The organism is Kineothrix sp. IPX-CK (assembly GCF_039134705.1).
In the GTDB taxonomy this organism is placed as follows: domain Bacteria; phylum Bacillota; class Clostridia; order Lachnospirales; family Lachnospiraceae; genus Kineothrix; species Kineothrix sedimenti.
In genome coordinates, this window is sequence record NZ_CP146256.1 from 4,210,487 (window position 1) to 4,236,882 (window position 26,396).

Annotated in this window: 21 protein-coding genes and 1 other annotated feature; of the genes, 3 read left to right on the forward strand and 18 right to left on the reverse strand. The window is 41.8% G+C overall.

All coding sequences use genetic code 11. The features are described 5' to 3' along the window. Nucleotides 1-108: 108 nt before the first annotated feature. The 8 genes from V6984_RS19945 to V6984_RS19980 all read right to left on the reverse strand — a co-directional run bounded on the left by V6984_RS19945 (nt 109) and on the right by V6984_RS19980 (nt 12,525). A complete protein-coding gene (locus V6984_RS19945; RefSeq protein WP_342757349.1) occupies nt 109-2,214 on the reverse strand; it encodes a glycoside hydrolase family 36 protein in 2,106 nt (701 codons plus the stop codon). Between the two features lie 19 nt (nt 2,215-2,233). Continuing rightward, complete coding sequence (locus V6984_RS19950) at nt 2,234-3,106, reverse strand: carbohydrate ABC transporter permease (protein WP_342757350.1); 873 nt, start codon at nt 3,104-3,106, stop codon at nt 2,234-2,236. Then, a complete protein-coding gene (locus V6984_RS19955; protein WP_342757351.1) occupies nt 3,106-3,996 on the reverse strand; it encodes a sugar ABC transporter permease in 891 nt (296 codons plus the stop codon). Before V6984_RS19955 ends, V6984_RS19950 begins: the two co-directional genes overlap by 1 nt. A gap of 102 nt (nt 3,997-4,098) precedes the next feature. Next, nucleotides 4,099-5,436, reverse strand: coding sequence for an ABC transporter substrate-binding protein (locus tag V6984_RS19960; protein ID WP_342757352.1), 1,338 nt, complete (start codon nt 5,434-5,436; stop codon nt 4,099-4,101). Between the two features lie 143 nt (nt 5,437-5,579). Beyond that, on the reverse strand, nt 5,580-6,854 hold the full coding sequence (locus tag V6984_RS19965; RefSeq protein WP_342757353.1) for an ABC transporter substrate-binding protein: 1,275 nt from the start codon (nt 6,852-6,854) through the stop codon (nt 5,580-5,582). Next, a complete protein-coding gene (locus V6984_RS19970) occupies nt 6,851-8,458 on the reverse strand; it encodes a response regulator transcription factor (RefSeq protein ID WP_342757354.1) in 1,608 nt (535 codons plus the stop codon). The genes V6984_RS19965 and V6984_RS19970 overlap by 4 nt, the downstream gene beginning before the upstream one ends. After that, nucleotides 8,446-10,245 carry a cache domain-containing sensor histidine kinase gene (locus V6984_RS19975; RefSeq protein WP_342757355.1) on the reverse strand — a complete coding sequence of 600 codons (1,800 nt, stop codon included), beginning with the start codon at nt 10,243-10,245 and terminating at the stop codon, nt 8,446-8,448. Before V6984_RS19975 ends, V6984_RS19970 begins: the two co-directional genes overlap by 13 nt. 288 nt (nt 10,246-10,533) lie before the next feature. Beyond that, nucleotides 10,534-12,525: a subtype A tannase gene (locus V6984_RS19980; protein ID WP_342757356.1), complete on the reverse strand. Its 1,992-nt coding sequence runs from the start codon at nt 12,523-12,525 to the stop codon at nt 10,534-10,536. Between the two features lie 249 nt (nt 12,526-12,774). Here V6984_RS19980 and V6984_RS19985 point away from each other — a divergent pair, with 249 nt between their 5' ends. After that, entirely contained in the window at nt 12,775-13,245 is a 471-nt protein-coding gene (locus tag V6984_RS19985) for a cupin domain-containing protein (RefSeq protein WP_342757357.1), read from the forward strand. A gap of 167 nt (nt 13,246-13,412) precedes the next feature. On the opposite strand, the gene tnpA is transcribed toward V6984_RS19985, so the two are convergent. From tnpA to V6984_RS20010, 5 genes are all read right to left on the reverse strand, one after another. Then, on the reverse strand, nt 13,413-13,868 hold the full coding sequence (tnpA, locus tag V6984_RS19990; protein WP_342756422.1) for an IS200/IS605 family transposase: 456 nt from the start codon (nt 13,866-13,868) through the stop codon (nt 13,413-13,415). Between the two features lie 609 nt (nt 13,869-14,477). Beyond that, nucleotides 14,478-15,317, reverse strand: coding sequence for a hypothetical protein (locus V6984_RS19995; RefSeq protein ID WP_342757358.1), 840 nt, complete (start codon nt 15,315-15,317; stop codon nt 14,478-14,480). Nucleotides 15,318-15,824: 507 nt separating this feature from the next. After that, complete coding sequence (locus V6984_RS20000) at nt 15,825-16,391, reverse strand: DUF4256 domain-containing protein (protein WP_342757359.1); 567 nt, start codon at nt 16,389-16,391, stop codon at nt 15,825-15,827. A gap of 12 nt (nt 16,392-16,403) precedes the next feature. After that, nucleotides 16,404-17,006: a class I SAM-dependent methyltransferase gene (locus V6984_RS20005; RefSeq protein ID WP_342757360.1), complete on the reverse strand. Its 603-nt coding sequence runs from the start codon at nt 17,004-17,006 to the stop codon at nt 16,404-16,406. A 62-nt stretch (nt 17,007-17,068) separates the two neighbouring features. Further along, nucleotides 17,069-17,719, reverse strand: a complete 651-nt coding sequence (locus V6984_RS20010; RefSeq protein ID WP_342757361.1) for an AAA family ATPase — start codon at nt 17,717-17,719, stop codon at nt 17,069-17,071. Between the two features lie 329 nt (nt 17,720-18,048). Then, nucleotides 18,049-18,297 (forward strand) — a binding site (T-box leader). Nucleotides 18,298-18,356: 59 nt separating this feature from the next. Here V6984_RS20010 and V6984_RS20015 point away from each other — a divergent pair. Then, a complete protein-coding gene (locus V6984_RS20015) occupies nt 18,357-19,574 on the forward strand; it encodes a pyridoxal phosphate-dependent aminotransferase (RefSeq protein WP_342757362.1) in 1,218 nt (405 codons plus the stop codon). A gap of 152 nt (nt 19,575-19,726) precedes the next feature. On the opposite strand, the gene V6984_RS20020 is transcribed toward V6984_RS20015, so the two are convergent. Next, the gene (locus V6984_RS20020) at nt 19,727-21,157 is read right to left on the reverse strand and encodes a sigma 54-interacting transcriptional regulator (protein ID WP_342757363.1); all 1,431 of its coding nucleotides are present in this window, start codon (nt 21,155-21,157) and stop codon (nt 19,727-19,729) included. Between the two features lie 166 nt (nt 21,158-21,323). Between V6984_RS20020 and V6984_RS20025 the strand changes: the two genes are divergently transcribed. Continuing rightward, the gene (locus V6984_RS20025; protein WP_342757364.1) at nt 21,324-21,851 is read left to right on the forward strand and encodes a hypothetical protein; all 528 of its coding nucleotides are present in this window, start codon (nt 21,324-21,326) and stop codon (nt 21,849-21,851) included. Here the strand turns inward: V6984_RS20025 and V6984_RS20030 are convergent, their stop codons facing one another. The 4 genes from V6984_RS20030 to V6984_RS20045 are packed head-to-tail and all read right to left on the reverse strand — an operon-like array spanning nt 21,852 to nt 26,393. Then, complete coding sequence (locus V6984_RS20030; RefSeq protein WP_342757365.1) at nt 21,852-22,673, reverse strand: alpha/beta hydrolase; 822 nt, start codon at nt 22,671-22,673, stop codon at nt 21,852-21,854. Nucleotides 22,674-22,678: 5 nt separating this feature from the next. After that, nucleotides 22,679-23,896: an acyl-CoA reductase gene (locus V6984_RS20035; protein WP_342757366.1), complete on the reverse strand. Its 1,218-nt coding sequence runs from the start codon at nt 23,894-23,896 to the stop codon at nt 22,679-22,681. Then, nucleotides 23,889-24,962: an acyl-protein synthetase gene (locus V6984_RS20040; protein ID WP_342757367.1), complete on the reverse strand. Its 1,074-nt coding sequence runs from the start codon at nt 24,960-24,962 to the stop codon at nt 23,889-23,891. The genes V6984_RS20035 and V6984_RS20040 overlap by 8 nt, the downstream gene beginning before the upstream one ends. A 15-nt stretch (nt 24,963-24,977) precedes the next feature. After that, complete coding sequence (locus tag V6984_RS20045; protein ID WP_342757368.1) at nt 24,978-26,393, reverse strand: AMP-binding protein; 1,416 nt, start codon at nt 26,391-26,393, stop codon at nt 24,978-24,980. Nucleotides 26,394-26,396: the final 3 nt, after the last annotated feature.

Here is a 26,396-nt window from a genome sequence, read left to right on the forward strand (position 1 = left end):
CATATTGACCAGAATGTATTTATAAAGGACCTTTTGACACCCTAATCCATTTAGAGAATTACTTATAAAGATAGTATAACATTAACAGCAAATTTTGGAATCCTATATTTATTTCCTTCCAAGCAACACTGCTACCGCCTTTTTATTGTCCTCTGGCGTATAGCACAAGCAGTTATCTTCTATCGATACCGCGCACTCGCTGTCGGAATATACTTCTTTGATTACAGCATGAACTCCCTTTGGAAGTTCCATTTTCAAGACGCCTCCCATCGGAACTTCAAATGCATGGAAAAGAGCATATGCCTCACCTCCATCGGAAACCCTTACGATTCCCTGCCAACCCTTCAGATTTCTGTAGCTGGTAATCTCACTTCCGTAAAAGTAGGTATATCCATGCTTAATAATAGGTGCTATCTTTTTATAAAAGGCAATTCCTCTGTCGATCACGTCCCACTGTCCGCTGCTCAATTCCGTCACATCTCCGGAAATACACATTCTTCCCAAAAATGTATTGATAACAGAGTAAGCGATTCTTTTTAATGAATCCTCTTTCCTTATTACGGCCCATATCTGACTCTGTCTGGGCAGAATGGCTCTGTGAAGGTTAGCCGCAATTACCGGAATCTCCTCGCACTCATGGGCGTCGGAAAAGGATGCCATGCTGGTCAGGCTCATCATGAGAGGTTCCAGCCGATGTCCTCCGGATGCACAGTTTTCCAGAATGATACCAGGGACCTCCTCCTTTACACTCTTAATAAATTCCAGAGAAGCAGCCATATTTTGACGCAGGCCCTCTCCCAGAGACTCCGCTCCGTCACATCCAAGTCCTATCGTGTCATTATAATCCATCTTCATATATTCGAAGCCGTATCGCTTCAAGGTTCCGATTACTTTCTCCTTCAGATAACCGATAACCCACGGGTTACGCAGGTCCAGGAAGCGCCTCATGGTAGTGGTAAGCACTTCCCCGTCTCTCTTTAAGAGATGCTCTTCATCCTTATAGATTTCTGCAGCGGAGCCTACATTTTCTATCTCGAACCATATGCCCGGCTTAAGTCCTGCTTCCTTTATTTTCTGAACAGTCTTCTCTAAGCCCTCGGGAAACAGTTCCTTGGAGACGTTGTAATCTCCCATCATAATATCCCAAGGAACCCCATCTTTTTTATACCAACCGCAATCGATAACAAAATAGGAGAAGCCCTTATTTTTAATTGCTTCCAGTATTCCTGTTATATTCTCATGGGAAGGACAGCCCCATGTGGTACAGTATTCGTTGAAGATAATGGGAAGCTCCTGCTCACCTTCCGGCTCTTTATCCACATATTCCTCAAGAGCTGCCGTCATTCTCTGGGAAATTCTGTCCACGCCTCCGCCTTTGCATACGGATAGAATCGCCGTGGGCGTCTCAAAGCTTTCCTCCGGTGCCAGCTTTTTCATCCAATGCCCGAATTCTCTGTCGGCCAGTCCTCCCGATACGGATACTCCATCATCCTTACGGTATACCTCCATCTGCCACGATGCATTGTGCTTTAGCTGTGCCCCCCAGCAGACATCATTTACGCTATCTTCCACTACAAGATAGGGGAAGTAGCGGTTTACCGGCATGGAACCCACTTGCCCGAAGCGCTCCGAGCGAACCGCGTGTCCCGCCCATGAGGGCTCCAGCTGCATTTCTTCAATCGTCCTCGTTTCCAGACGTCCTTCCATGCTCCATACGCTGCGCAGGCGGTGTACCCTCATGCTGTCATGAGCATCCCCAGCCACGAAAGGAGATATCCCTCCCAGAGAAAAGCTGGACAGCATTTCAAGAAAAATCTCCTTATTTCCTCCGTTTGTCAGCCTCACCTCACTTTCCAGATGACTGCTGCCCTCCTTAAATCTCAGACAATGCTCCGCTTTGCACGCCTCTTTAAAATAGAAAGAAGTATATATACAAGTCTGCCGTTCGTCTTTCACTATATATTGATCGTGATATTTAAGCAGGCTTACCGAGCCTCCCTGGCGCATCGTACCGCCTCCCGCATAACCGCCCGGATAGACATCCCCGGCCGCCTTTATCTGCACCAGAGAATCGACTACCTGTTTTTTCTCCTTCCAGCAAAGCAGTTCCATACCTGATGGCACAAGAACCAGCTCCACTGCTTTTGTTTCGTCATCCAGATAATAATGGCATTCCATATCCCCCAGCAAATATTTATTCAATAATGCAACCATATCTTTTCCCTCCTAATCGTTATCCCTTGACCGCACCGACAGTCATTCCTTTTATAAAATATTTCTGCAGGCTTATGAATAATATGGCAATCGGCAGAACCGATATGATAATTGCCGCCATGGCCGTTGTATAGTCGCTGGTCTGTGCCGAAAACAAAGACTGGATCGCCACGGTAAGCGTCTTAAGCTGCTTCTTGCTCACATACAGACTGGCCAGCAAATAGTCGTTCCATATCTGAAATGCCTGCATAATTACCAGAGTCGCCATAGCAGGCTTAAGGAGCGGCATGACTATAGTAAAATAAGTCCGAAAAACGGAGCATCCGTCTATCCTCGCCGCCTCTTCCAGCTCTATCGGAACTGTCGACATAAAGCTATTCATAAGAAAAACTCCAAAGGAGATTCCCGTAGCGATATACATAAAGATAATTCCGTGTGCCGTGTTGGTAAGATTCATATTATATCCTATGATATATATCGGCAAGAACAGCGCCTGATACGGAATCAGAATTCCTACTATAAAATAAATATAACAGAATTTGAAGAATTTAGCTTTACATCTGGCAATCGCCCATGCGGTGGATCCGCACAGCAAAGCGAGTACAAGCACGCTGATTGCAGTATATAAAAAGGTATTGGTAAAGGTTGTGGCCATATTCAGTTTATCAAAGGCCTTTTCATAATTTCCGAATTGTATACTTTCCGGCAGCGCAAGAGGGCTGGATAAATACAGCTCCTTTTTCGTCTTGAAGGAATAATTCACGATCATTAAAATAGGTGCGACGAAAAGCAAGGCTATCGCTGTCATAAATATCTGAACAGCCAGCGTTACTTTTGTATAAGGCTGTTTTTGTATGTCTTCTTTTCTGCTTCTTCGCTTTGCTGACAGCATTATGCCTGCACCTCCTTCTTTTTCAGACCCTTCACTTGTATCAGAGCTACCAGAAGCAGGACCAGAACAAGCGTCACAGACATTGCCGAGCCGTATCCGTACTGCCTTCCGTTAATAGCCGTCGCATAGGTCTGATAAATAATTGATGTGGAGGCCCTTCCCGGGCCGCCTTTGGTGGAAGCCACCAATAAGTCGTAAACCTTTAAGGAACCGGTTGTTATTCCTACGACACAAATCGTAATGGCCGGCGCCAGCATGGGAATCGTTATATTTCTAAATCGGCTCAGGGCCCCTGCCCCATCTACCTTTGCCGCCTCGTACAAATCTGACGGAATAGACTGAAGCCCCGCCAGGTAAATGAGCATCCAATACCCGATCCACTGCCAGTTATTCGCTATCAAAAGCCCGGACAGAACAGTCTGACCGCTTCCGAAAAGCAGAAAATTGATGCTGGTTCCCAGCATTTCATTAATTGCGGGCAGCACGTTGGAATACATTTTCAGCCAAATAAAACCAACGATCAGGGAACTGATTAAGCAAGGAACAAAAAAAGCTGTTCTGTATATTTTCTGCGCCTTAATTCCGCTGTCCAGAGCAACAGCAAAAAGCAGGGCAAGTACATTTTGTATTATTGTATTTCCAATTGTAAATTTAATGGTAAACCACCATGCCGATCTGAAATCTGAGTCCTTCATCAAACTGATATAGTTCTGGAATCCTACAAAGGGCTTAAGCGCAGACATTCCGTCCCAGCTCGTAAGAGAATATCGAACTGCCATGAACATGGGGATGATGAGGCCTACCGTAAAAATCAAAAAGCCCGGAAGAACCATCGCCAGATATTGTTTCTCCATTTTCTTTTCCATTCCATTTCGCTTTTTATTATTCATTCTTCTTCACTCCTAATTAATTTATTTACGGCATCAACATGGCAAAAAATTATCCTATTACATGAAAGAGGCTGCCACAAGAAATGTAACAGCCTCTTTTTCTTAATTAGCGCTGCTTGCCGTAACTCTGGCATCCGATGCCGCTAATGCTTCTTCAAAAGTCTCATCTCCCTGAAGCCATGCCGCTATATCTTTTGCATTTTCCTCTTGGAAGCCGCCCCATACGAGCTGGTTATTGCCTAATGTTACATCTACGATCATGCCTTCTGCCGCATATTTATCGATATCTTCCTGACTGGGATTCGTAAAGGTAGGGGTAACATCTTTAAGCATTGCTGCAGTCTTCGTGTAGTCATATATCTCGCCCGCAAGCTCTTTGTTTCCCGTTATTACGTCGAGCACGCAGTTGATTGCATCCTGATGTTCACTGGCTACGCTGGTCATAATTGTAATGTTCGGCTCAAAGATCAGCTTGGAATCGCCTGTTTTGTTAGGGAAGGGGAATATTCCAAAGTTGAAGTTCTCATCGATATCCAGGAAGTTCTGGATCGACCATGAACCGGATACTTTCATCGCCGCCTCTCCCATAACCATTCTCGCGTCACAGTCCGTTTGCTCCGTGGAGAAGGTTTCCGGGAATGTATTGTCAAAAATCAGCTTATTATAACTATATGCTGTCTGGAATTCCTGACTGTCCGTAAAGGAGGTCTTACCGCTTCTGAAGTCTTCTCCCCACGTCGGATTGTTGTTAAATACGTCATTCATCGCAAATTGCATCGTGACATTGCCGATAGACCATGTATCCACCATATGGCTTGCAAAAGGAACGATACCTTTTGCGTTGCAGTCATCTATAATCACCTGCAGATCATCCAGAGTCTCAGGAATCTCCCAGCCGTTTTCTGCAAACATATCCTTGTTATAGTAAACGCCCTGATACAGCGCGTTATATACGAGACCGTATGTCTTGCCATCCAAAGTTACGTTAGCGCTGGCCGCATCCAAAACTCTGTCGAGGTAAGTGCTGTCGATTTCTCCTAATATTCCCTGCGGAGCATAGGTCGCCACGTCCTGTGCCTTGCCAATCATGATATCGGGAAGTCCGGACTGCATATATTGCTGCATTTTAGGCTGGAAATCGTTGCCCCAGTCCACGCATTCCCATTCCAGCGTGATACCGGGATACTGCTCAGCTAATGCGGCGTCGATCAAATCCTCGATTCCTGCGTCGGTAGTAGATTGTCCCGCCAATACGGTAAGAGTTACTTCCTCTACCGGCTGTGTCTCTTCGCCTTCGGGAGCCTCCGCAGTCTGCTCCTTAGCCGGCTGCGTATTTGTCTGCGTCTGCTCTGCCCCGGAAGCATTGCCGCTGCCGCATCCTGCAAGCAGGCCCATTAACATTGTGGAACATAAAATAATACTCAAAGCCTTCTTTTTCATGTTTACCCTCCAATAGAATGTGTTTTTGTTTACATTTATAGTTTAGCTTTTATCGGGGGAAGGGAAATAGGACTGATTTGGAAAAAGCAGTTGCACTATTTTGAAATTCTAAATAGTGCAGCTGCTCTCTCAAATTTTATTATTTAATTACCGCTCTCTTCTCTGTGCTCGTCCGCGTATTCAAGCACCTGTTCCATACTGTTCTCCTCATTCAGCCATTTAAAAATTTCCTCCGCCAAATCGTTTTGAAATTTCCAAATTAACTGGTTATTTCCTATCGCGGCGTCTATTATCCTATTTTCATCCTCGTATTTCTTTATGTCCGCTTCCACCGGACTCTTATAGGTTATCGTCATATCATCCACTACCGGATAGGTGCTGGTGAAGCCCAGGATTTCCTGCATCAGCTTTTCATTTTGCAAAAGCTCGGTAAAAATATCGTTAATGATATCTTGATGACCGGACGTATTGCTCATCATAAAGGTCATATTCGTCTCCTTAATCAGACTCGCATCACCCGTTTCGTTGGGAAAGGGAAAAAAACCGTATTGCGTGGAGGTATCGTACTGTCCCATAGCTTGCAAGGACCATGAGCCGGTCAGATACATGGCTGCTTCACCCCCGGCAAATCTTCTATCGCTTTCATATTGTTCGATGACCAAAGCATCGTCCCATGTATGGTTTAAGATATATTTGTTCTGCTCGATACATTCCCTCATGCGCGGATCATTGGAAAAGCTGATTTCCCCCTCTCTGAATCTGCTTCCCCAGTTACTTTCCCCGCGGAAAACATTGTTCAGCATGAACTGCATGGTCATATTACCGATTTTCCAGCCCTCCTGAAAATGAGCGGCAAAAGGGACGACTCCGTTTTCCTCCAGTATATTTACCGTTCTCTCCATCTCCTCCAGGGTATCTGGTACCTGGAGCTGTAATTTGTCAAAGATGTCCTTATTATAAACGACACCCTGATACCATGCATTATAAGGTATTCCATATACCTTTCCGTCTATGGTGACGGCATCGCGTATCCTCTCTTCGATGCGCTCCATTCCCTCAGCCCTGACCTCGGCCAGATTGCCGCTTCGCGCATAGGCATACACATCCTGAGCCTTTCCAACAATAATATCCGGCACGTCTCCCGCCGCAAGCCTGCCCTGCATTTGGGAGTCGAACTTCTCTCCCCAATCTACACATTCCCATTCCAGCGCTACCGCGGGAAATTTCTCGGCAATCATCTCGTCTATCATATCCTCCACGCCCGCATCGGAAGTGGATTGCCCCGCTAAGACGGTAAGCATTACCTTATCCGTCCCTTCTTTGGAATCCTTCTCCCCATAATCCATAGCCTGAAATGTAAGAACGAATACCGCCGCCATACATAAGATTAATATCGCTGCTATTCCTGCTTTTTTCATAGATCTGCCTCATTTTTATTAAGAGAGCTTCTGTAGTCCCGAGGGCTCATTCCCGTCATCTTCCTGAATACCCTATTAAAATACGTATAGTCATCATAACCTACCATGAAGGCTATTTCTGTAAGGTTGATCGTCTGGTCTCTCATATATTCCTTTGCCTTTTCCATTCTTTTTCCTGCGATATAAAGCATTAGGTTTTCTCCTGTTTCCTGTCTGAACACTTTTGAAAAATAAGAGCTTTCAACGCCGAAGTGCTTTGATAGCGAAGTTAAGGAAAGCTCCTCGAAGAATCGTTCATCGATATAGACAACCGACCTCCTCACTACCTCCCGAATGCTTCCGGCAAATTCTTCCTTCGGCTCGCCTATGACCGCTTCTACTATTTCTTCTACTACCTCACAAAGCTTCGTAACCTCCATGCTCTCCATAGTCTTATCCAACAAATCGATCATATTCTCTAAGTCAACAATATCTTTGGGAGAATTCTGCTCTATCTTGAAATCGGTGAGAATATTGCAGACTTTCTTGACGGTCTGCTTCAGTTTAATATATTCCCATCCCTGCTCTTCACAGTGCTTGATTCCGATCGTCTCAAAAATAGTCTGCTTCACCGCTTCCGCATTCCTGCTCCTTAAAAGGTTCTTTAGCTTATTTTCCGTCTCTTCTCCCAACGAATTCTTCAAATCGCGGTAAACGACTTCATCCTGTTTCCTGCTGAATAAAATAGTACTTTCCTTCTTATACTTCCTCGTCATCAATAAGGAAATACACTGCGTATACGCAGTATGAATGCTTTCTATGGAATAGGTATGCTCGCTGATTATAATACTGATAGGGCTGGATGTAACCGCCTTCATCGCATTCAATATCTTCACAGCTATTCTATTCTGCTCTGCATTATCCAGCTCCGTGATAATCAGGAATTCATTGGAACGGTAAATATGATTAAAAACCAGCAGGTCATCCAGCTCGGTAATCTCTTTTACCTTCCTTTTTATGGAATAGGACAAATAGTTCATATCGTACTCGTATGCCGCCATAATCTCTTTCAGATCGTGGATCTTAATGAGCATCAGACTGCAGCCTGCAAAATCCATGGCCTTATCGATTGTTATGGAGGGGGCAAAGGGCGTTTCTTCCCTTTCTACCAACAAACTCAGCTCCCTGTCCTGAAGGAGAGAGGAGGACTTCAATATCTGCTTTTTGTTCTCTTCCTCTTTGCTGATGATTTCCAGCGCCTTGGAAAGGGCTCCCACCAAGTCAATTTTTGTAATCGGCTTTAATAAGTAATTGATGGCCCCTGCCATTAAAGTACTTTTTACATATTCGAAATCATCATATCCGCTGATCACAAATACGATAACATCTTTATATTTTTCCTTAACCTCACCGACAAGCTGCACACCATTCATAAAAGGCATGTTGATATCGGTAATCAAAATATCCGGCATCTCAGTCTCCATTCTCGCAAGAACCTCTTCTCCATCCTTAGCCGGTTCCATAAAAACCAAATGATATGCCTCCCAATCGAGCATATTGCGGATTTTCTCCCTCGTCCAGTATTCATCATCCGCAATCAGCACTTTATAGCTTACTTGAGCCATGCTTCCGCCTCCTCAACGCCCATGCGCGGTATTCTAAGAATAACGGTAGTCCCGCTTTTCCCATCACTGTTGATGTGTAAACCGTATTCTTCCCCATAAAGCATCTTCATTCTCGCGTTTATATTGATCAGCCCTATAGAACTTCCGCTCTCTACCAGTTCATGGCTGTTTTCTTTAAGCCTGCGATTGGTTTCTTCCGCATCCATCCCGACTCCGTTATCCTCTACCTCGATTTCCAGTATGCCATCCTTTTCCATAACGCGCACATAGATTTCTTTTTCTCCCTTTTTATTTCTAAGGCCATGATTAATCGCATTTTCCACCAAGGGCTGAATGGAAATTCTGGGGATGGAATTCTGAAGGATCTCGTCGTCTATTTGAAAATGATATTTTACCTCTTCCCGCATTCTTACATTCATCACATATATATAATTCTTCAAATGCACGATTTCCTTTGCCACGGTGGAATAAGGGTGCTTGGTATCTAAGCTATACCGGAAAATGGTGGATAATGACTGGCATAGATTACTGACCATGTCGCAGTTTTGCACGCTGGCAATACTGCTCATAGTATCCAGGGTGTTGTACAGAAAGTGAGGATTTATCTGCGCCTGAAGCGCCTTATACTCTGCTTTATTGAGCAACAGCTTTGTTTCATATTCATGTCCGATCAGGCGCTCTATCTCGTCCAGCATTCCGTTGAATTCTTTCCCCAGCTGCCCTATTTCATCTTTTTCCAAATATGGCACCCTCTTCTTCGTATCTCCCTTTCGAATCTGGGCAATGGTTTTCATCAACTCCTCCAGAGGCTTCGTTAAGGTCCTGGAAATGAAAAAGGTAACCACTGAGAGAATAATGCACATCATACTTCCTATCAAAATAAGATTTTGCGTCAGCGCCTTCTGGTTCTGCTCGAGAATCGCCTGCGGCATGATGGAATATGCGCCGAGATTATATTTATTCTGAGGCACCTGGAACAATACTTTATTGCCCTCGGAAGTATCCATGAACATATCTAAAGTGTTGTTCTGTATTCTCTCGCTGATTTCCAGATAATATTCTCTGCTGGCTGTTTCTGTGTTTTCCATTGCGGTAATCGGACGGTCTCCAAGAGGCTGGAGCCACATATATACCTCCTGATGCGCGGTATACTTCTCCATGATCTTTACAAACGCCTTGCTATCGATATCGCATACCACATAGCCGATAATGTCATTGGTATTTACATTATCGTATATTTTCAAGACAAACCTCGCGATATCTGTCTCCCGGTATACATTGTAATAGCTGGAAAGAAACATATATTTATTGTCGGAAGCCACGTACTTCTTTACCTTGTCCGCATTATACATTTCTTCATCTTCATATATATCCTTAGGGTAATTATGCTTTGGAGTAACTGCCCGCCTGTAAGTGCTTATGATTTCGTGGCTGCTGTTGTATATATACAATGCAACGATGTTGTCTGTTGTAGAGAAATTTTCCATAGCCTGGTCATATGCGATCCGGTAATTGTTCTCCCGTATTTCTTCAATGCGTTCCGTTCCCTTAAGCTCCTGCAGGAATTCCTTATCGTTATATATTTCAATGAGCCCGCTTTCTATTTTCTTGACAAAGGTATAAATTTCATTCTGCATGTTCTGCATCATGTTATAGTTTTCCGATTTTGCCTGATTATAGATTAAATTTCCAGATACCCTCTGAAATAAAATCGTTTGAAGGACAAGCGCTATCAAAGTGCTTCCCAGGCATAATATCAATATTTTCATTCTCATTTTAATTTTCATGGATTTTTCCCCGCGGTTTTGCCTGCCTATCGTTTCTTAAGCATTATATTACACTAAAAAATGAGAGGCTACTACTATAAAAATCAACGTATCATTTTTCTGGCTGAAAATCATCTTTATCCCCTGTCTGAGAAGTATGTTGCATTAACCTTGTGATTTATACAAAACAAATCCCTGTCTGCCGACAGGGATTTTCTCTCATGACTATGGTTATTTAACTGGTTTTATCAATGACCTCAATAGTCTGATTGCTGAAATTCTTTACTTCACCGGTGCAATCCCGATATTTTATTGGTTCATACATTCATTTACCCACTGGATGAAATTCTCCGTACTGCTGCCGGTACGCTCAGCCATCGTATGCGCCATATTCCAAACCGTTTCAAAATCCACACCTTTTACGCCATCATAGTTTTGGAGAGCCAAAGCCAAATTTGCTTCTACCGTCGACGCCGTATCGCCCTGCTCTATTCCGGTCCTTATTCTCCAGTAGGCAGCCACATTGGAGGTTTGATAACCGTCATAATGATCATCCAGATAATACATGGGATTGTACATATCCAGGCGCGTCTGAATGCTCCTGCCGAATTTATCTACAGCATTCAGATCCTGCGTATAATCGGATATTATAGATTCGTCCCAATCGCCATATCCAGAATATTCTTCCTCATTGGTTACTAAAAGATTCGCCAATACGGAATCGAAATGCAGAGAATCACTTTCATCATTTCCAAAAACGTTATTCTCTGCCTGCGCACGATTCAAATCATCAAACGCACCCACGTCCTTTGTAGCATTTTTGCAATGGGTCACAAAGGCTTCGATACTTGTAATTTTCACCGTATTCGCAGCCGCGTCGTATTCTACCCATTGCACGTCGGAATTCAGCGAATCGATGTACTCCTGAGCGTTTTCATAAACAGTGCCCTCTGTCTCGCCAGACTGTCCGTCTGCGAAATCACTTTCGGGATTTCCCTGCGGGAAATTACCGTCCGGGCCACCCTGGGCAAAATCGCCGTTTGGAGCTTCACCACTTGGCAGGCCGCTGCCTGGCGCTTCTTTAACTTCCGAATCGCCGCCGGGAACAAATCCGTCCGGTGCTCCGCTTCCTCGGAAGCCGCCGTCGGCATCAAATCCGCCTGAGGTTTCCGTGTAAGGAAAGGTGCTGTCGTTTAAGAAATTATTCAAGGACTTCTCTACCAGGGAAAGGATATAATCATAATAAGTTCCCGAAGCGTAGATTCCATCTTCCGATTGCTCCAGTGTTAGAATCGTTCCATCATCCGACTTAAGCCCCAGATCATTGATATAGCCCGCAAACGCCTCGGATAGATCATCCGATAAAGCAGAGGTCCATGTATCATCTGCACGGGTACCGCTGTCAGCATACTGTCCCATATTCCATTCATATGCTTCATCCGCATAATCAAGGCTCGTGATCGGGCACCAGCACATAGCTCCCAGTACCGCATCGCTGATAATATTTCCTTCCGCATCAAACATAGCAGCTCCGATGGACTTTAAATACGCATAATAAAGTTCGCTGTCTCCGGTGGCGCCCGCCAATGCGCTTTGCGCTCCGCCGCCGCTCATACCGAAGGTAAATACGCTGTCCGAATCGCCGGGAAGAATACTTTTGTTAAAACGGTAATAACGGATTGCCGCTTTTAAGTCGGTCACACCCCAGGGAGCGCCGCCGCTGTAAATCAAACTGCTGCCATCATAGCCATTGTCTCTTCCGCGCATTCCTGAATAGACATATATGTATCCTGCATCGAGGTAGCTGGATAAACCATCAAAGCTATAGGAGGCGGGAGCCGCCTGTGCCGAATAGCCCGCTGTATTTACCGGAAACACAATAGGCGCTGTAGTCGCAGTATAGCTCTTAATCACCCCGTCTTCATTGATCGTGCATGTGTATGTTCCGTCTCCATTATCAACAGCGCTCATATATGCACCAGGAACATAGATGCCCATAGTTTCGTAATCCGTCGTCTCAGGCGCAGTACAGTAGCCTACTCCAATCTGCCAGTAAACATCATTTTCCTCGTCATAATTCCATTTCGTGTTATCAAAGGTCAGACCTTCGTTATTCTGTGTATAATCCGCCAGAGAATCTGTGGATGTTCCAGCACTGCCGCCGGATTCTTCATCTGCCTCCGAAGCTGCAATCTCTTCAGATTGTATCTCCTCGGAGCCCGAGGTACTCCCACAGGCGGTCAGCGATACTGCCATAGATGTAACCAACAGTGTGGATAATGCCTTATTAAATTTTTTCATCTTTGCCTCCTGATTTGATTAAAAACTTTAGTCAAACTATAGCATGCAAACCTTAAATTAAACTTAAACGAGAGGCAGAATCCGCCTATATAAATAATATCGTATTGACCGGAACAAATTATTTTACAGCTTTAAATTGCTTACCCGTGAAAATCACATTCTAAATCCTGTTAATTTCCGACAAACTTTTACACTTTACGTCCCCAAATACATATAGTAATACTATAAGAAATCTCGAGGAGTAACGACATGGATTTTAGCACCGGCAGGTTCCCTAATAATCAAAGCAGCACAGGCCAAGGCCCCGTTCCTTATATAACCGATCTAAGAACAGAGGTTATTGACAACACACTTTTCTATTCCACAAGATGGACCAGCAGAAATATGCAATTTGCACTTATGTCTGTACCCGTCGACACGGAAACCGGGCTGGATGTGCATTATGCTTCCGACCAGTTTTTTTATATCGAGAAAGGTGAGGCATTAATCATCATGGGGCCCTGTTACGATTGCCTCGACATTCAGTCACACGTATACGAAGGCTATGGCATAATTATCCCCGCAGGCATATGGCATAATGTTATAAACATTAGTAATTCAGACCTTAAAATGTGTACTATCTTTGCTCCTGCTTTTAGTTCCTATAACACAGTTTATAGAACAAAAGAGGAATGGTTTGAGCACTATGAACTTCATGATATTTCTTTTCCTCAATTATAAAAGAAACTTCCCTATTACAATCAGAACCACGCCTAAAAGACGTGGTTTGCTCTGAGGCTATAAGCCTCTGTTACCGGCCAGCGCCTAAAGACGCTGGCTTTCACTTTGTTCAAGCCACTACGCCATTGACTCGTCGCAGCCGCTGAAGCAGCGCTTGTATTACTCGGCTACCCCTTAAAGGGGTCCTCATACTCCTTCACACTTATTTTATCTTGTAGTATGTCTGCTTTTTCCTGATCCTGTATATACTTTTTTATTGTTGCCTCGTTAAGTCCTACTGTGCTCACATAGTATCCTTCTGACCAGAAATGTCTGTTCCCAAATTTATACTTCAAATTTGCGTGCTTATCAAAAATCATAAGTGCACTCTTGCCTTTTAAGTATCCCATAAAACTTGAAATACTCATCTTAGGCGGTATGCTCACTAACATATGGATATGATCGGGCATAAGATGCCCTTCGATAATCTCCACTCCTTTGTAAGAACATAACTGTTTCAGAATATCTCTGATACTTTCTTTATATTGATTATATATTATTTTTCGTCTATACTTTGGAGTGAAAACAATGTGATACTTGCACATCCACTTTGTATGTGCCATGTCATTACTTTTGTTTGCCATTAAAATCACCTTTCCTTTCGTTATTGTAGTAGCTTGAACAACTCTATCATAACGGAAAGGTGATTTTTTTGTATAACAATCTGCCTCCCCCCGCAAAGCAGGGGGATTTTTGTTTCGTATGTCTACGTTTCTCTTTTGAGAAACTCCGTCACACTCAACAGGCTAAAGCCCATAATAAAAAGAAAAACGCCCATCCGAGGACGAGCGCTTTTCCCATTGTAAAAGGGGAATTTTACGTGGATTATTATAGCACTTACTTTCGCATAACACAATGGTAAATATTTCCTGTTATAGAGAAGAAGAAATTAGGAACTTCAGTTCATAATTATTAAAGCGCAACTAGTTTTAAGTCATGCAACGTTCCTAAAATATTAGGCAGCTATGTTATTGCATACATCCTGATGCTGTCTACTGTTTTAATTGTGTTTATTGCAGCCTTTACCTACCGGTTGGTCTTCATTGGTACCGCTACTTTTATTTCCACTGCCTCTCTTCTTTCCTAAAATCTAAAAGCCGAGAAAGATTACTTTTTTTCCGGTTCTTAGGCTCTCTTTAATTTTCTATAATTGCTAATTCAAGGAGATATTCATGTTATGCCGATTAATTTTGCTATTTCACCAGCACTGCTGTTATCCTTAATTTTACAAACGAAGGTGGATAATTACCATCATGCGCCACACGAAAAGTAACAATTTGTCCTGAAATTGATGTTGGCTGTACCATTGTATCATTTTGGAAAACATATCCACCATTTTCAAAAGATATTTCGATTTTGCTTACACCTACCACCGGTCTTGAAAATGTTGCATCTGCATATACACTGCCTAATCTGATACTTGTTCCAAGACCTGACACACTTATTTCTTGAGTTTCAGTAATTGTGTTGCTGATGCTCTTAATATTATTTGCCATCGTAGTAGGAGTCGCATTATTGGCTGTAGGAACACCCATCGATGTGATGGCTGCCGCGACTATGCTACAGCCAGCCTGGAAAGACTGCTGGAACGATGCTAAATTACTATTTACAGCATCTATGCTGGCGGTATTAACACTTATCTTATCGTTTAACACTTTTCCCATTGTTGCATCTAAGGCTTTACCTGCAATCGTCGTAGTTAAGTTTGCAGCTAACGCAGGAGTTTCACCTATCGGACCTTGAGGGCCAATAGCACCAGTATCTCCCTTTGGGCCCTGAATACCGGTAGCACCAGTATCTCCCTTTGGGCCTTGGGGACCCATCTCGCCTTGGTCTCCTTTATCTCCCTTTTCACCTTTTGCCCCCTGCGGACCTACCGGTCCCATTTCGCCATTTTTTCCATCGACTCCTTCTGCTTTCACGCCAGTATCTTCATTTCCTACATACCAGTAGCCATTTTCTCCTATAATTGGAACGGGAATAACACCACTCGCAGAACCGTGCATATTTACTACTTCAAAACCTTTTTTCATAGTATTTTCCTTTCGCTATAAAATTTACCAAGTTAATAGTTTCTCCACATGTGTTAACAACAATATAGAACATATGTTCGATTATTTCAATAGTGAATATACACAAAATTAAGCCAAAATTATTCAGTAAATTTCTACGCACGTATTTTAATCTAATATTTATTTTCTTCTTCGTCCTTAACTTCCACAATCTGCGCAAAAAAATTAGTCTATAAACGATAAGAAGCTTATAGGATGCATAAAAAATGTTATTTAATCCGAGATAAAAGAATAAAAATGATAAGATTTCAAGATGCTTAAGATATTGATAATGATGTCAAGAGGTTGATATGCTATAAAATAGCTAAGAGGATTCCGACACAAAAATAATTTTGATTACGACTTACAATAAGGTGAGAACCAAAGATTAGTTCTCACCTGAAAAGATAATACCATTTATTTAAAAAATATACGTCAATATAAAACATATCTTCTGCAAAAAACGAAAAAAGACCTCATTGGATATGCCTACACCCGAAGCGTTCCCCGGAACCCTCTGGCAGAATAATAGCTTTCGGCCCCGTTATGATATACAAATACGGTATCATACCGGTAGTCTCCAAAGATTGCACCTCCGAGCTTTCTAATTTCATCGGGTGTTTTCAGCCAGCTCGAGGTCTTTGCATCAAAATTACCGATTCTCTGTAATCTGCGATATTGCTCCTCAGTTAAAAGCTCGATCCCCATATCTGCCGCCATACCTACAGCGCTGTTCTCCGGCTTATGCTCTTTCCTGGTCTCCAGCGCTTCCCGGTCATAGCAAGTGCTCCTGCGCCCCTTTGGACTTTCAACCGAGCAGTCATAAAAAACATATTCCTTCGTTCGCTCATCATATTCCACAACGTCCGGTTCCCCACCCGTTGCCTCCATTTTCCCCAGCGCTTCTAACTTCTTAGGTCTTTCCTCCAATTTTTCCAGTATCGTCTCCCACTCAATTCCCTCATGGCGATCCATATTCTGTTCAAAGCGCCTTTTTAGAGCAACGAGTAGCTCCTCTCGCTGGCTGACAGGCAGCTCACTTCTCACATTTTTCATGTTTTTTCCTCCTTATTTCCCGGCATCAAGAATAAACAAAGATGCATCATTCCCCATGAATATTTTACTTTCGGTATGGAAAGTCCTGGACCGAATATTCCGGTATCCGATTTTCTCCATAGTATTTGCCAGCTCCATTTGGTCAAATCCGTTATGAACCATGTCTGACACTATTTTTTCATTTTTATTAAAATCCACGATCAATAAATGTCCTTTTTCATTTAAAATATCATACAGCCTTGATAAAATTAGTCCCACGTCATCAATATGAAGTAAAACCTGAACCATAAAAATATAGTCTGCATGTAGATTCGAAAAACTATCCTTTTCCAAATCAAAGCATAATGTATCCGCATTCTGTATATTAGAATCAGAAATTTTTCTCCTTACTTGGTCGATCATGTTTTGCGATGTGTCCAGAAAAAGTATAGATTTGAAATCATGCAGCAATTCCATTCCGGCAAGGCCAGTCCCGCAGCCAAAATCAATAGCGTTCTTATTTTGGGGCTCAGCTAAATATTCACGAATTGCATTTGATGATATCTTTGCAGTTTGTATTCTTTCAGGAGTGTCATACCGATTAGCTATCATCTCAAATTTATCTGTATTTCCCATTATTACTTCTCCAATCATCCCATTATTTAACAAGGCTCCCTACCATTTCATTAATAATCTTATCACTTAAACTCGTTCCTGTGTTTTTCAAAAAAATCATAGAAATACCTTACATTTTCAAGCTCTGTCCATTTCGTTTCTTGCAGTTCTCTGGAATCTAAATTATATATTTTTGCATTCAATGTCCCTAGCATAAAAGGGGAATGTGTAGAAATAATGAACTGGCATCCTAAAAATCTGGACATCTTATTTATCTTCTCAGCCAGCAATATCTGATTGGCCGGTGACAACGATACCTCGGGCTCATCCAGCAAATAGAGCGCATCCGGTTCTATATAATCATCCAGCATCTGTAAGGTGGTTTCTCCATTTGAATATTTTTCCTGCGCAAATTTCATATATTCCATTTGTTCATTCATCTTTACAGAGTTTCTTAATTGCTCTCTCTGCTCTTTGGGCATCCCTCTCTTAATATGTTCATAAACATATCCATCTCCCAGAATCTGCTCTTGTTGTATTTTCTTTATTTCATATAAGATATCTTCACTTTTAATATATCTGCTTCTTTCGGGAAGTCTGCCAATCGGCATACCACTTTCTTCTTCACCTAGCATATAACTGCATTCCGCTATAAACCTTTTGAAATAGGGCGTGATTCCATATTTGTTACTGGTGGCATATTCCTGTCCTTCAATTTGCAGCTTATTTGCCATAATATTCAATATTGTAGATTTTCCGGATGCATTATCGCCATATAAAATTGTAATTGAACTAAATAAAAATAACTTATCCAGTTTATCCGCAAACACATTATATGGATATATATTGGGATTATTCACTGTCTTTCCGGATAATAGGAAGCTGCTTAAATATATTATAGCTTACACCTTCTTCCATGTGAAATATTTTTTAACATTATAATGGGATAAGTATACACTATTTACGTTTGCAGAACAAGCGTTCTTTCTGCCTTAATTGCTTTTATATAAATAGACTATTGACAAAATACTTATAAGAAATTAAAATGCTCTTAATGATAAAGATAAATGCAATGAAGGAAAGTAGTAAGCATGAATGAAGTTTCAGAGAGAGGATGGCTGGTGAAAATCCTTATGGAGTTCATGGTGAAGCAGTTCCGGAGCAGAGGAGCCCAAAGGCACATTTCAGATGATATGCTTAGTAGGTTTCGACGTATTCCCACGTTACAGGGACACATCATGATTGTGGTGGATGAGAGCAGGTTTTCCTGAATTTAGGTGGTAACACGGATATTAGCATATTCGCCCTAAGCGTAAAGATTTACGCTTAGGGCTTTTTCTTTGTCACAAAAAATATTAGGAGGTTTTTATTATGAGAATGTTTGAAAAATCATCAAAGCTTGACAATGTGTGTTATGACATCAGGGGACCTGTTATGGATGAAGCCAACAGAATGATTGCGGCAGGAGAGAAAATAGTCAAATTGAATATCGGAAATCCGGCGCCGTTTGGTTTCAGAGCACCGGACGCAGTAATAAAAAGTATGTCGGAAAACCTTACAAACACGGAAGGCTATTCAGATTCCAAGGGACTAATCAGCGCAAGAAAAGCAATTGTAGAGTATTGCCGGAGCAAAAATATGCCTGATGTTTCTGTGGACGACGTATATACCGGGAATGGTGTCAGCGAATTGATCACATTATGTATGCAGGGGCTTTTAAACAGCGGCGACGAAGTACTCGTTCCGTCACCGGATTATCCGCTGTGGACCGCTTCCATTACGTTGGCAGGCGGAGTCGCTGTACACTATATATGCGATGAGCAAAATGAATGGTATCCGGATATCGAGGATATGAAAAGCAAAATCACAGAAAAGACAAAGGCTATTGTAGTTATTAATCCCAACAATCCCACCGGCGCACTATATCCCAAAGAGATTCTTCTCCAAATTGTTGAAATGGCAAGGCAGCATGGGTTAATTTTATTTGCCGATGAAATCTACGATCGTCTTGTTATGGATGGACTTGAGCACATCGCGTTAGCTTCGCTGGCGCCGGATTTACTGACCGTGTCATTTAACGGCTTATCAAAGTCTCATCTCTTAGCGGGTTATCGCTGTGGATGGATGTGTCTTTGCGGAGATAAATCCAAGGCAAAGGGATATATAGAAGGTATCAATCTTCTTTCTTCCATGCGGCTGTGCTCCAATGTACCGGCACAATCATTAATCCCAACTGCGCTGGAAAACCTTGAAGATGCCAAAAACATGCTGCTGCCGGGAGGAAGAATCTATGAGCAAAGAGAGTATATATACAATGCTATAGCAGATATCCCGGGTCTTAGTGTCGTAAAGCCCAAAGCAGCATTTTACATGTTCCCGTACATGGATATCGAAAAATTTCATATTGTGGATGACGAAAGATTCGTATTGGATTTTCTTAAAGAGAAAAAGATACTCTTTACACACGGCGGCGGCTTTCATTGGGCAAAACCCGATCATTTCCGTATCGTATATCTTCCTTGTGTCGATGATCTCAGCATTGCGGCAGAATCGCTTAAAGATTTTCTTCATGATTATAAACAGAGCTAATAATGTGCAAAATGACTTGTCATCGGTAACTTTATTGGCAAATTTTCGTATTGGTCAGAAATATCCTGACCAATACGGACATTGGTTTGTAACAAATTTATTACTCAATGATTATTTCGGCAGCTTCGCGAACACTATATTAACTCTCAATACTATTTCAGAGCCTTTTTCCCCCGTTCCTTCATAAGCCCGGCTTTCTCATACTTCTGACGTTTTCTTACAAAGGTTGAACTGTCCATACCAAGGCTTTCTGCTGCAAGCCTTGTATTACGATACTTTTTAAAAGCCTTTTCCATGTAACTTGCTTCCAGACGTGCTATCTCTTCCTTCAGGTCATATTTCTCCGGAAGTTCCTCTTGTCTCTTGCTCGTAAATTCTATATTTTCTTCAATAAACAAATCCTGCGGGCCGATAATGTCCTCAGGGCTGATTATAGCGGCCCTTTGAACGAGATTTTTTAATTCCAGAACATTTCCCGGCCAATGATAATCAAGCAGGATCTTGTAGCTGTCACGATCAAATTTTTTGTTCTCTCCGGTCTTTTTATTATGCTGATTCAAAAAGAAATCCAACAAAGGGACTATGTCTTCTTTTCTTTCCCTTAAAGGAACGACTTCCAGAGGGAACAATGAAAATATATCTAATATTTCCCTGTTAATGATACTTTTACTCTTTAATTCTTCAAGAGAATAAACGCTGCCCGCAATAACCCTTACATTTAATTTACGTACCGTCCCGTCACCAAGAACGCAAGCTCCCTCTCTGATAAGTTCAAGCAATACAATCTGCAGTTTTAGCGGGATTTCACTAAGCTCCTCGATATAGATGGTTCCTCTTTCTGCACTTTCAAGCATCCCCATCCTGTATTCACCGCTTTTTTCATCATAGATTCCAAACAAATAACCCATGAGCTCCGCTTCCGGTATCACCGAAAAGTTGATACGCAAGAAAGAAAACTCAGAGCGTTCCGAATGTTTATGGATAAATTCAGCCATCTTTTCTTTGCCAACACCGTTATCCCCTGACAGCAGTATGGGATTGTCCACCATGGAAACACGTTCTACAACTCGCATAAGACCAATTGATTTCTTATCAACAGCCACGATTTCGGTATTTCCCGTCATTTCTCTCTGTATTCGTTCCACTTCCTGCAGGTAAGTACGATTCAGCTGCTCTTTTCTTCTAAGTTCCCTTCTTATCGAATAGATTTCTGTAATCTCACGTACAATCGTGACAACCATAATAATATTTTCACTGTTATTACCCTCTTCAAAAATCGGAGTACTCGTAATAATCGCTCTTTTTCCGGTCCGGAAACTCTGTTCTGCAGTAAAGGTGTCTCTCGTCTCGAGAACCGCCAGCGTACCGCTCCTTGAAATCACTCCCCTGGCGACCAAATCTTTCATATTCCTGCCTATCATTTCAGATTTTAGCAGGCCGCTGATCAATTCATAGCTATGATTCAAATATACAGTATTAGCTTCGTTATCCGTTATATAAATACCATCATGAAAATTCTCCAAAATCGCTTCCAGATAATCCTGTATTAAAAATGGGAAGTTCCCTTGTTCGCCTTTGCCCATCTTGCCCTCCTGTCTAAAAAACATACGAAATAAATGTTTTTTCTTTTAGTTGCATTTTTGCAACATTTTGTATAGAGTATACTTAAAAATACTAATTATTTCAACATAATTAGTATCATGTTAAGAAAAATTATTAATTAATATTTACCAGCGATTGGAGAGATTGATGATATCAGCAGAAAATGTCCTCGAACTTAGAAAAAAAGCCGATGAGATAAATACCACATTTTTGAATTCCATGAACACCTCACAGCATATAAAGGAATGCAGAACAGCATTATTTGATGCATCACAGCATTTACTATTCCTGTTTAACTCCAACCACTTTAAGTCAGATATTATACCGGAACAGCTTTCGGCTCTGGTGGATATATGTAAATTAGGGATTTCCTTGTCTGCCGGCGCTGCACAGACAAGGATTGCCTGTCAAAAAGGAAATGGTTGGGAAAAAATTTATCCTGATATAATTACGCAAGAAGAACGCATGAAATGTATAGAAATATATGATTGTTTAACAGGATATGTGAAGGAGCACGACTCTGCCTACGTTCCACCAGTATTAGAGAGGGTTCCGCCGAGTTCCGGTGAACTTCAGTCCATGCAAAAATTGTACTTTGAACAGTGTGCTGCAATTTCCAGTAAAAAGCAGGCAGACAGCCAGAAATTGAATTTGCTGCTTGGGAGGCGCAGATGATCAGATACTGCGCCAATGCCACATTTCTGATATTAAACCGACTATCATTACAGCAAATTCGAATGGAAGATCTGCAGGGAAATTATGAAATCCTGGAGTTCTTATAAGCCTCCAATTCATATGAACGGCAGTGGACTCTGCCGTCCGTGCAAAGAGTCCCTCCTTATCACATTCTCCAACCATGACCGCACAAGGGCGCATGATCTCTTCTTTTCTTATTTCATATTCCAAAAAATAATCTATTTCTTCCAAAAGGAAAACCTTTAAGTTCTCCAGATTCTGAACCTGGCTTTCCAGGCTTCTGCTCTTTGACCGGTTATCCGTTCCCCCCATAGCTCTATTAAGCGAAATAAGTGCACTATTGATATGTTTTTTCTCCAGTGCATCCTTAAGTTCCGTTCTCCATTTACTGATATCATTCTTACTTTGTATCGACCATGTAAGAGGCGGCTCCTGCAGAATAATGCCTCTCACAAGTTCCGGATATTTTCCGGCAAGCTCAGCCGCAATGATGCCGCCTGCGCTGCAGCCGACTACAAAAGCTGCTCCCGAGTCCATATATTTTATAATTTTTGCAGCATCTTCCACCTGGCTTTTTACCGAATATCCATCAGCCGTCAAATCAGAGGCGGCAATCTTCCTGCTTCTGCTGTATCCCCTTCGGTCATACGAAACAACAGTATAATGCTTTTTAAGAAATAACACAGCTTCATCGAAGTAGTCACTGTCACATGCCACACCATGAATAAGCAATACGAGAGTTCCTTCTCCTTCTTTCCTGCAAAACAGTTTGAAATCGCCATTTCTAATAGTAAATTCCATAATTTCTACCCGACAACTCTCTTATTATAATACTTTATTTTTCTGATCATATTTTCAATTAAATCAATTCCATCCCATGTGAGTGAGAAATCCAAAGCATGCCCAAAGTCCACAATGCGATCTATGCCGGAAACTTGATTTTCCACCAATAAGCCGGCAATCTTCTCATGTGAGAATCCGAGGCAAGACAATGTCTGGCATTTGGCGGTAAAGATAGGAAGCGCTTCCTCTACCTTCTCAACATTGATTTCAATAAAAAAACCGCCGGGGACCGAATATTCCCACGCTTCCTGCATCAAATGCGGAAGTTCAACTCGTACGATCAGATTATCGTCGGCAATAATTTTTACATCAGGAACATTCGCGGCCAGACAAAATGATGTCTCCCGCTTTTTTACTGCAAGTGCCGGTTCGAGATAATACCTGTTTCTGGTAAATACACTTACCTCATACCAGAATCTTTCTTTCGCTTTCCGAATGTCTTCCTGATTTCCTACCCAGCATATAATTCTCGGCGAGGAACACGCATTTTGATCATACAGAAAAGTGTCGTTATAAAATTCTCTCACGATGTCCCCTGTTTCTTCTATTTTCCGGAATATTGCTGCATCTATCATTGCCATAGAACTACGACTTCGGAAAGATAATTCTAAGGCTGTTGGCGGCAGAGGCGATTTTCTGATTTCATTTATTGTCTCGTCACCTCCCCAGACAATACGCAAATCGCACAGCTGTGACATTTTATCCGTTATCGCTTTATCATGTTCATAACAGCAGATCACCATGCGATGCTTCATTTCAGGAAACTCATTTAAGGTTTTTTTTAAGCCGTTTATAATCAAATCTGTTTGTGCAGATCGTTTTGATGACAAGCGTACAATAACATTGTTTCCGGAAAGCAGCGCCGCAGCCATACTATAGGCGAACATAACGGGGACATTGGATGGTGCAAAATGCAGCGTTGTCCCGCGTCCGAGAGTCGCTTTCAATCTATCTCCATATTGCTCTTTGTATTGCAGGATCCCTTTTTTTCTGCACCAGAACCCAAAAGTCATTACATCGGAAAAGGACCTTGAATCTTTATTATTTCTAATATTTTTTGAAAGGGAATCAAAAAAACAAATGATTTCATCCGAAAAAGGCGACTTTGGTTTTTGGTTTCTAATATCCAATAATGTATCCTGTGTTCCAAGCATAAACTTTATATTGCCAAAATCATTCATAGGTATCACTGCACCCCCTTATCTCAGCTCTTTTAAGTCTCCCAAACACTTCAAAATACACACCTTTCCGGCCACATGGACAATCATCTTCCCCTAGCAGCATCCCTTCATCTTCAGTTATAATATTGTGGCCGGGATAGCTTAAGGGCAATAACGACATTACCTGGATAATCCCTTTTTCATTTTTCTCACAAACTGCAAAATCCAAAGATCTTCGTATCAATATTCCGGAATAATCTGAACAGTGGAGATGCCCGAATTCACATTCCATAAATATACTTCCTGTCTGCTCTGCCATTCCATAATAATCATAAACGCGTACAAGGCCGCCGGTTTCTTTTAATCCGTTTCGGAAAGTGTCTTTAGTTATATTCAGGTCCTGCATTTTCTTCCATCCGCCGCCATGGATAAGAAGTCCGTTAGTCATATCGATAAATTCATTCCGCTGTTTTAATTCTAAATATAAATACTTCCATATCATATATGTAAAACCAAAAATTATAAAATCATTTTTCCCGTTCTTATCCACAAATTCTTTTACAGCTTCCAGATTCAATGTCATATCATCATTCAGCGCATATGTTTTATGGCTTGCGAATAACGAAAATCCCAATATTCCTGCAGCCCTGGCAGAATATTGCTCTTGTTTTCTTATGGTGGAAGAACTGTCAAAAATAAGCATCGGAAGTCTCTTCTTTCCGATAAAATCACTCACTATAGCAGCCAAAGCCTTTTGCTGAAGAGCTCTCGTCTCTCCGTCCAGTATGATTTGAGACTTTTGCATACCGGTAGTGCCTGATGAGGTAATTGTTTTAATTTCAGCATTGTTTCCGCAGCTGCATAACCTCATTCTTTTAAAAAGACCAACCGAAAGAAACGGTAAATCCTCATAATGTGAGACTTTATTCCCCTCATAACCATAAGCTTTTAAAATATTATCATATGGAGTACATTTTTCTTTGTGATACTCCGTCAGATACCTTAGATTTTCAGTCAGAAATATATCCTTTTTTTCCTTTTCAAGCTTATATGGGCTTTCCATAAAATTCAAATCTATGATGGACATTTTTTTCTCCTTAAATCAGTTTTTTAATTCCAGCCCGGAGTATAGCTTTTTTCCTGCGTTGTTTTTAGGAATTTCTTCTATATAATGGCTGGTAAACGCCTTGCGGCTGATATGCAGCACTTCCGAAAGCCAGCTGCAGACCTGCTCGTTTATCTGACTGTCAGTCGTATATATATGAAGTTCATCATCGCATCCGGTACACGCGAATTCCGCTCCTTCATACTTATTTATCAGAAGTTGTTCACACTCATCAAGTCCAATACGAACTCCGTATATTTTTATAAAGCGTTTCTTCCTGCCAGCAATATAATAATATCCATCTTCATCTTTTCGGGCCATGTCACCGGTTTCGAGAACACCATTGTTTTCGTCTCCGTTTATAAGATCTTTCCTGCACTGCGCATATCCAAGTGATACATTGCTTCCCATATATATAAGTTCCCCTACCGTATCCGGCTTATCGATATAATTGCCGTCCGGTGCCTTAATCAGAAACCTTCCTCCCGGAATTGGAATTCCTATACTTCCTATTTTATCCAGACATCTTTCTTCAGGGAGATAACTCATGCGGGCCGTAGCTTCTGTCTGTCCATACATAATATAAAAACGCTTTCCTTTTTCTTTTGCCCATACGGCAAATTCCTTTTGCATTGCACTGGAAAGCTTCCCCCCTGCCTGAGTAAAATACCGAATGGAAGTGAGATCCTGATTCATAATTTTGATTTTTTTCAGTAACTCATAAGTATAGGGTACACCGGAAAAGCTTGTTGCTTTTTTTTCCTTCACAAAGTCCCAGAATTCCTGCTGCACTACACTCTTTTCAGTAAGAAGAATACTTCCTCCGGAAATAAGGTGACTATTTATTACAGATAATCCGTAAGTATAATTCATTGGCAGGGAAGTGACAGGCCGTTCCTCGGGGGATAGCTGAAGATAATCTGCTATGGCCTGTGCATTTGAGACTAAGTTATCCCTGCTCAAGCGAACCAGCTTCGGATTACCCATGCTTCCGGATGTGGTAAGTAATAGGCTTAGTTCATCGCTCATATCCGGCGCTTCATTCCCTGTTGAAAAAAGCTCATATCCCTGTGCTTCATAGATCAGTTCCTTAAACATACCTGTAATTTTGTACCGCAGCTGTGTTGGTATCCAAAAATATGAGGGCTGGTATATTTCAACAAGAGTTTCTAAAAATTGTTGTTCCAGATTTTTATCGAGAAGCAGCGCGACATGATGGTTTTCAAGGCAACCCAGATAACCTATTACAGAACCGGGCATATTTTTACAAAAGCAGAAAATCAAAGCTCTTCCTTTTATTCTGTTCCCGAATTCCTTGACATATCCGTTTAATTCTCCGTAGGTAATCGATGTTCCTGAATCATCTACCAGTGCCGCCTCCCCCGCCGGATTCTTATCAATCGAAAAGATCATTTC

Excerpts from the sequence above, each read along its gene's own strand:
- V6984_RS19985 (WP_342757357.1), top strand. The coding sequence starts at position 12,775 with ATGGATTTTAGCACCGGCAGGTTCCCTAATAATCAAAGCAGCACAGGC.
- V6984_RS19995 (WP_342757358.1), bottom strand. The coding sequence starts at position 15,317 with ATGAAAAAAGGTTTTGAAGTAGTAAATATGCACGGTTCTGCGAGTGGT.
- V6984_RS19950 (WP_342757350.1), bottom strand. The coding sequence starts at position 3,106 with ATGCTGTCAGCAAAGCGAAGAAGCAGAAAAGAAGACATACAAAAACAG.
- tnpA (WP_342756422.1), bottom strand. The coding sequence starts at position 13,868 with ATGGCAAACAAAAGTAATGACATGGCACATACAAAGTGGATGTGCAAG.
- V6984_RS19955 (WP_342757351.1), bottom strand. The coding sequence starts at position 3,996 with ATGAATAATAAAAAGCGAAATGGAATGGAAAAGAAAATGGAGAAACAA.
- V6984_RS19975 (WP_342757355.1), bottom strand. The coding sequence starts at position 10,245 with ATGAAAATTAAAATGAGAATGAAAATATTGATATTATGCCTGGGAAGC.
- V6984_RS19945 (WP_342757349.1), bottom strand. The coding sequence starts at position 2,214 with ATGGTTGCATTATTGAATAAATATTTGCTGGGGGATATGGAATGCCAT.
- V6984_RS20040 (WP_342757367.1), bottom strand. The coding sequence starts at position 24,962 with ATGTCCATCATAGATTTGAATTTTATGGAAAGCCCATATAAGCTTGAA.
- V6984_RS20025 (WP_342757364.1), top strand. The coding sequence starts at position 21,324 with ATGATATCAGCAGAAAATGTCCTCGAACTTAGAAAAAAAGCCGATGAG.
- V6984_RS20000 (WP_342757359.1), bottom strand. The coding sequence starts at position 16,391 with ATGAAAAATGTGAGAAGTGAGCTGCCTGTCAGCCAGCGAGAGGAGCTA.
- V6984_RS19980 (WP_342757356.1), bottom strand. The coding sequence starts at position 12,525 with ATGAAAAAATTTAATAAGGCATTATCCACACTGTTGGTTACATCTATG.
- V6984_RS20020 (WP_342757363.1), bottom strand. The coding sequence starts at position 21,157 with ATGGGCAAAGGCGAACAAGGGAACTTCCCATTTTTAATACAGGATTAT.
- V6984_RS20015 (WP_342757362.1), top strand. The coding sequence starts at position 18,357 with ATGAGAATGTTTGAAAAATCATCAAAGCTTGACAATGTGTGTTATGAC.
- V6984_RS19970 (WP_342757354.1), bottom strand. The coding sequence starts at position 8,458 with ATGGCTCAAGTAAGCTATAAAGTGCTGATTGCGGATGATGAATACTGG.
- V6984_RS20030 (WP_342757365.1), bottom strand. The coding sequence starts at position 22,673 with ATGGAATTTACTATTAGAAATGGCGATTTCAAACTGTTTTGCAGGAAA.
- V6984_RS20035 (WP_342757366.1), bottom strand. The coding sequence starts at position 23,896 with ATGAATGATTTTGGCAATATAAAGTTTATGCTTGGAACACAGGATACA.
- V6984_RS20045 (WP_342757368.1), bottom strand. The coding sequence starts at position 26,393 with ATGATCTTTTCGATTGATAAGAATCCGGCGGGGGAGGCGGCACTGGTA.
- V6984_RS20005 (WP_342757360.1), bottom strand. The coding sequence starts at position 17,006 with ATGGGAAATACAGATAAATTTGAGATGATAGCTAATCGGTATGACACT.
- V6984_RS20010 (WP_342757361.1), bottom strand. The coding sequence starts at position 17,719 with ATGGCAAATAAGCTGCAAATTGAAGGACAGGAATATGCCACCAGTAAC.
- V6984_RS19960 (WP_342757352.1), bottom strand. The coding sequence starts at position 5,436 with ATGAAAAAGAAGGCTTTGAGTATTATTTTATGTTCCACAATGTTAATG.
- V6984_RS19965 (WP_342757353.1), bottom strand. The coding sequence starts at position 6,854 with ATGAAAAAAGCAGGAATAGCAGCGATATTAATCTTATGTATGGCGGCG.